At 73.1% G+C, this 3286-nt stretch carries 4 protein-coding genes; 1 reads left to right on the top strand and 3 read right to left on the bottom strand.

Translation table 11 applies throughout. The annotated features are described in order from the left end of the window. Window positions 1-330 precede the first annotated feature (330 nt). A complete protein-coding gene (locus ACIA5F_RS30895; protein WP_399358779.1) occupies window positions 331-1338 on the bottom strand; it encodes a stage II sporulation protein M in 1008 nt (335 codons plus the stop codon). A gap of 112 nt (window positions 1339-1450) precedes the next feature. Between ACIA5F_RS30895 and ACIA5F_RS30890 the strand changes: the two genes are divergently transcribed. Further along, on the top strand, window positions 1451-2395 hold the full coding sequence (locus tag ACIA5F_RS30890; RefSeq protein ID WP_399358777.1) for an RDD family protein: 945 nt from the start codon (window positions 1451-1453) through the stop codon (window positions 2393-2395). 12 nt (window positions 2396-2407) lie between these two features. Here the strand turns inward: ACIA5F_RS30890 and ACIA5F_RS30885 are convergent, their stop codons facing one another. Continuing rightward, window positions 2408-3025 (bottom strand): hypothetical protein, encoded by a 618-nt coding sequence (locus ACIA5F_RS30885; protein ID WP_399358776.1) that lies wholly within the window; start codon window positions 3023-3025, stop codon window positions 2408-2410. A 127-nt stretch (window positions 3026-3152) separates the two neighbouring features. Next, window positions 3153-3286 (bottom strand): adenosylhomocysteinase (locus ACIA5F_RS30880; RefSeq protein WP_399358781.1); only part of this gene is annotated, 134 nt, incomplete at its 5' end.

Genomic DNA, 3286 nt, shown 5'->3' with positions numbered 1-3286 from the left:
TGTTCCTGCGTTTCCGACTCTATCAGACTCTTTCGTGTCCGACTTCCCCGGCGCTTTCCAGATCCAGCACTTCCGCGCTTTCCCTTTCCGGCGAGCCCGACTCTATCAGAAGTTTTCCACCGGATTTCCCGGCTTCAGATTCCTTGATGAGGAGTCGAGTGCACCCCGCATGGAATTGAATTCCTGTGGGGGCGAGAGAGAATCTAAACCATCGCTGCCGAACTTGTCCAGTTCGAGGCAACCGTTCGAATCTACCTCCCCGCGCGGGCCGTGTCAACGGTCTTTGCGGGACGAGGAGGAGACTAGCAGCTCAGAGAGGCTGTACGCACATCAGGCCGCGGTGGGGAGGTGGGCCGTGCGGTCGGCGGCCTCGACGTCGCCCAGTTCGCCCGCGCGGGAGGCCCGGCCGCCCAGGACGTAGACGTAGACGAGGAAGAGGGCCTCGGCGGCGACGCCGATGGTGATGCGGGCCCAGGTGGGGAGGCCCGACGGGGTCACGAAGCCCTCGATCAGGCCCGAGACGAAGAGGACCGCCGCGAGGCCGAGGGCCATGCCGAGGGCGGCGCGGCCCTGTTCGGCGAGGGCCGCGCGGCGGGTGCGGGGGCCCGGGTCGACGACCGTCCAGCCGAGGCGCAGGCCCGTGCCCGCGGCGACGAAGACCGCCGTCAGTTCGAGCAGGCCGTGCGGGAGGATCAGGCCGAGGAAGACGTCGAGGCGGCCCGCGGAGGTCATGAGGCCGAGGCCGACACCGAGGTTGGCCATGTTCAGGAAGAGGACCCAGAGCACCGGGATGCCCAGGAACGCGCCGAGGACCAGGCAGACCGCGGCGGCCTGGGCGTTGTTCGTCCAGACCTGGGCCGCGAAGGAGGCCGCGGGGTTGCTGGAGTAGTACGTCTCGTACTCGCCGCCCGGCTTCGTGAGGGCCCTCAGGTCCTCCGGGGCGCCGATGGCTCCCTGCACCTCGGGATGGGTGGCGATCCACCAGCCGATGAGCACGCCGAGCGCCGTGGAGAGCAGCGCGGTCGGTATCCACCAGCGGCGGCCGCGGTAGACCGCGGCCGGGAAACCGGCCGTGAAGAAGCGGGCCACGTCGCGCCAGCCGGCCCGGCGGGCGCCCGTCACCGTGGCGCGGGCGCGGGCGACCAGCTGGGTCAGCCGGCCGGTGAGCGCGGGGTCGGGGGCGGTGGACTGGACGAGGGAGAGGTGGGTGGAGGCCCGCTGGTAGAGCGCGACGAGTTCGTCCGCCTCCGCGCCGGTGAGTTTGCGGCCCCGGCCCAGGAGCTGTTCCAGTCGGTCCCATTCCGCGCGGTGCGCCGCCACGAAGACGTCGAGATCCATCCGGTTGCCGCTCCCCTGCCCAGGTCCCCTGCTACTGCCTGTTCCTAATGTGGTCAGCTTGGCAGACTGGAGGCCGAAGGGGCGGGCCAGGTCGGGTGAAGGGTGTGCGCCGGTGGACGATCTGGTGACGGGGGACGCGGTCGTCCTGGGGCTGAGGCCGGCCAGGCTGCCGAGCCGGGCGCTGGCGTTCGTGCTCGACCTGGCCGTGTATTTCACCGGCTACCTACTGATCACGCTGGCCCTGGCCCTGGCGACGGCCTCGCTGGACGAGGCCGCCCTGGCCGCGGTGGCGGTGGCGAGCTTCCTGCTGTTGCTGATCGGCGTACCCGTCGCGGTGGAGACGCTGAGCCACGGGCGGTCGCTGGGCAAGCTCGCGTGCGGGCTGCGGGTGGTGCGGGAGGACGGGGGCCCGATCCGGTTCCGGCACGCGCTGGTGCGCGGGGCGATGGGGGCCGTGGAACTGCTCGGCACCTTCGGGACCGTGGCCTGTACCGCCTCGCTGGTGTCGGAGCGGGGGCGGCGGCTCGGGGACGTGTTCGCGGGGACGCTGGTGGTCCGGGAGCGGGTGCCCGGTTCGCGGGTGGCTCCGGTGCCCGCTCCCCCGCCGTGGCTGGCCGGGCGGTTCACCGGGCTGGACCTGTCGGCGGTGCCGGACGGGCTGTGGCTGGCGGTGCGCCAGTACCTGACGCGGATGGACCAGCTGCATCCGCAGGTGGGCGCCGAGATGGCGGTGAAGCTCGCGGACGAACTGGTGGCGCGGACGGGGGCGCGTCCGCCGGCGGGGGTGCCGGCCGCCGCGTTCCTGATGGCCGTGGTGCACGAGCGGCAGTCGAGGGACGCGGCGCGGGCCTTCGGGGCCACCGGCGCGGGCACTGCGGTCCCTCCGGCCGCCGCGACCGTTCCCGTCGTCGCACCCGTCGTCGCACCCGTGGTCGCACCCGCGCCGGTGGCCCCGTACGTGCCCCCGGTGCCGGCGGCTCCGGTGGTTCCCCCGGTGGTTCCGCCCGTCGGTCCGGGGGAGTCGGTGCGTGGTGGTGGGTTCGCGCCGCCGGGCTGAGGGGTGGAGGGGTTACTCCTCGAAGGCCGAGGGCGGGGTCTCCAGGTGTTCGAGTTCGATGCCGGGGGCGGAGAGGACCACGTCGCCCGCGAGGTGGACCGTGTGGACCTCGCCCGTGTCCAGGGCGCTGACCTGGTACTCGTCCACCAGGAGCGGGCCGCTGTCCGTGGGGTGCTGTGCGCGGGTGAGCAGGGCCCATGCCTGGTCGACGGTGCGGGGGGCCAGTACCGGGTCGGTGAGGGCGAGGAGCCGGACGCGGGTGGCGGGGGCGCCGGGGGTCAGGCGGAGCAGCCGGGCCGTGGCGACGAGGAAGGCCGGGGAGGTGCCGGTGAAACCGGAGGCGGGGACGTTGCCCTCGGTGGCCTCGGCGCCGGTGGGGTCGGTGCGGACCCAGGTGACGCCGTCGACGGCGGCGCCGCGGACCTGCCAGCTCGCGGCGTTCAGTTCGAGGCGGATGGGGCGGCCGAGGGCGTCGACGGCCAGGTCGACGGAGCCGCGGTGGTCGCCGTCCGGGGTGGTGAGCTGGGAGACGTAGCGCCAGCCGGAGGGGCCGGGGGCGCAGTGGAAGTGCTCCTCGCCGAGGGGGGTCCGGTCGTGCGGGTCGTGGAGCGAGTAGCGGCCTCGGGGCATGGGGCACACGTTCCTTGGGTGGGCCGTGGGGGCCGTGGGGCGGTCTGGGCGGTCCGGTACACGGTCTCCGGTACGGGGCAGGCCCCCGGCAGAGGTGCCGGGGGCCTGCTTCGACTGCTGCTGTGGATCAGTAGCGGTAGTGGTCGGGCTTGTACGGACCCTCGATCTCGACGCCGATGTAGGACGCCTGCTCCGGGCGCAGTGTGGTGAGGCGGACGCCGAGGGCGTCGAGGTGGAGGCGGGCGACCTTCTCGTCGAGGT

Source organism: Streptomyces sp. NPDC051567 (assembly GCF_044454165.1).
Lineage (GTDB): Bacteria > Actinomycetota > Actinomycetes > Streptomycetales > Streptomycetaceae > Streptomyces.
Note: the sequence above shows the minus strand (reverse complement) of the source record. Positions and strands in the feature narration are given on the sequence as shown.